Here is a 2284-nt window from a genome sequence, read left to right as displayed (position 1 = left end):
GACTTAGATCTTCTCCCACTACCAGATTAACTAGCTTTCCCTTAATGGAACTTGCCTTTCGGTTAAACCAGTATTTATAGGGATAATATATACTCCGCTAAGGCTATAAACTAACTTAATATAATTCTTTAAAGCCCTCGCTTCTTCCACCATTCATCAGTCTTGAATTCTTCGGGAAGTTTTGGATCATCATATCCTTCTAAGCAAAGTTGATCAAAAACTATTGTAGATAACTCTTCACTAAGCTCATTTGGTAATTTTGATCCACACCAAGGACAATGGTTTATAAGCTGAAATGTACTATCACTAACTCTTATTCCTATTCTTCTCATTATAGGCTCATAAATAATTAGTTGTTCTTTTTCTTTTGCATGGAAAGCCATTTGCGTGCAGCAATTTAATACTTGATCTTCAGCTCTATTTTTCAAAAGCATTAAAGTTCTACCTTCAACTTTTCCTTTATACATTTTTACTACCTCAATTTTCAAATGATGGTTTATGCCCTTTGCTTGGCTTATACATTTCTCCTGTGGTAGGGTCCATTGAACCTTTGTGCTTTCCATTATGGTCAAACACTTCTATATCTTTATGAAGCTTATCCCATTCATAATATTCTCTATCTTTACCAGATAATCCATTGGTCTTTGTTTCCCCTTTGTAGTGCTTTAACTCCTTCCATACTTTACTTTCGGCCTTATTTGGATTAGTTTTTCTTTCTTTATTATCATGGTCATCATCGTCTGGATCAGGAGCACCGGCAGCAGCTTTTGAGCCTCCTATATCTTTCTTTTTATATTAACGCTTGTTTATACCTAGCAGATCTCTTTCTGGGTCTATATCATCTAAACCTACTTCTTTAAGTGAGATATTAAATGCTTCTGCTTGTTGCTGGAAAAGATGAAATACTTCATAATAACCAAAGGCTATTCCTTTTTTAAAGCTATCTTCCTGGTTTTCTAATTTATCTTTAATTGCTTCAAATGCATTTTCTTTTAATAGATTTATTGTATCTTCATAAAAAGAAAGTTTTAATCTATTCTGATATTCATCATTGCTCATTGCCAATTTTCCTCTTATTCTTTTTTCCTATTTTTTAGTATATCTTCTAATATTCTTTTTTGTTCTTGCTGTTTTCTTATATCTCGTGGCCATATTTTATTTATATTAGCTTCTTGTTCTCTTATATCTAACTTTTTAAAATCAGGATAATACTTCTCAGGATTTTTTATTTTATCTTCATGCAACTTAATTTGTTTTTCAAAAGATTTTATTCCTCTTTCTAACTCTATATCTGGTTTATCCACATATTGCTTTGCCCATGCCTGATGTTTGCCACCTTCTCTCATTGCTTCTTTATATGGATCTATTTTTATATCATCTACTTGACCCTTACCCGCTGTATCCGCATGTACATCAGCCTTACCATCTATTTTAGCGTCTTTCACAAGCTTATTAGCACTAAATTTTGCTATGCTCGCGAATATCTTTGTAAGACCAATAACCTCTAAGAATTTAAGCGCATACCCTTGCTTCTCTGTCGGCTTGAATTTAGCAGCTACATCTCCAACTTCCCTCTCCATTCCACCGATTCCCTCCGCAACCTTAGCTCCACCCTCTGAGCCAAATACCTTGCCACTTAAAAATATTATATTACCTTTACTCCATGAATAACCTTTACCCATATTTTCTATCAAAAAATCTACCGGTTTATTTACATATTCAAGTAGGGTATCTACTACTTTTGATCCTTCAGGAAAATTATCACTTAGCTTTTTAACACCAGCCCCTCCCATGTGTAAAATCCAGCCACCAGCTGCTTTTGGTACTTCTAATATCAAAGCACTACCAAATACGATTTCTCCTAGTTTCTTCCTACTAAAATATTTTTCTGTTTCTCTTCCAAAAAAGCCTTTTTCTTCTCTCTCTTCTCCTATCTTTTCCTCACTCTCCATTTTAGGCATCATTGATGGTCCAACCGGTTCATCATATATCTTCCTACCTTTATCTTCCGATTGTGCGGACTCAGCTTTAGCTTCTTCTTGCTTACTCCCCAATCCTTCCTTATTATTACCTCCACCTGAGCCTTTCCTAGTTTCCTCTTGCTTAGTTTTTTCTCCTTCTTTATCTTCAGTTTTCTGTCTCTTCTCCGAACTTTCCTCTTTATCTCCTTCTTGCTTACTACTATTTTCTTTAGATCCTTCTTCCTGCTCTTTCTCCTTTTCCTTACTATCCTTAAAGCTTTCCTTTTCTTCTTTATTCTTACTTTCTTGATGCGCATTCATCT

Annotated in this window: 4 protein-coding genes; all 4 read right to left on the bottom strand. The window is 34.6% G+C overall.

The window, feature by feature from the left end; translation table 11 throughout:
- Positions 1 to 128: 128 nt before the first annotated feature.
- Positions 129 to 467, bottom strand: a complete 339-nt coding sequence (locus NF27_RS11625) for a DUF6980 family protein (RefSeq protein WP_084212877.1) — start codon at positions 465 to 467, stop codon at positions 129 to 131.
- A 10-nt stretch (positions 468 to 477) separates the two neighbouring features.
- Positions 478 to 780 (bottom strand): colicin E3/pyocin S6 family cytotoxin, encoded by a 303-nt coding sequence (locus tag NF27_RS11885; protein WP_084212875.1) that lies wholly within the window; start codon positions 778 to 780, stop codon positions 478 to 480.
- Positions 781 to 795: 15 nt separating this feature from the next.
- Positions 796 to 1059 carry a hypothetical protein gene (locus tag NF27_RS07265; RefSeq protein ID WP_053332671.1) on the bottom strand — a complete coding sequence of 88 codons (264 nt, stop codon included), beginning with the start codon at positions 1057 to 1059 and terminating at the stop codon, positions 796 to 798.
- Positions 1060 to 1073: 14 nt separating this feature from the next.
- Positions 1074 to 2284: hypothetical protein (locus NF27_RS12515; RefSeq protein ID WP_053332670.1), on the bottom strand; the 1211-nt coding region annotated here is incomplete at its 5' end.

This window comes from Candidatus Jidaibacter acanthamoeba (assembly GCF_000815465.1).
Classification (GTDB): domain Bacteria; phylum Pseudomonadota; class Alphaproteobacteria; order Rickettsiales; family Midichloriaceae; genus Jidaibacter; species Jidaibacter acanthamoebae.
Note: the sequence above shows the minus strand (reverse complement) of the source record. Positions and strands in the feature narration are given on the sequence as shown.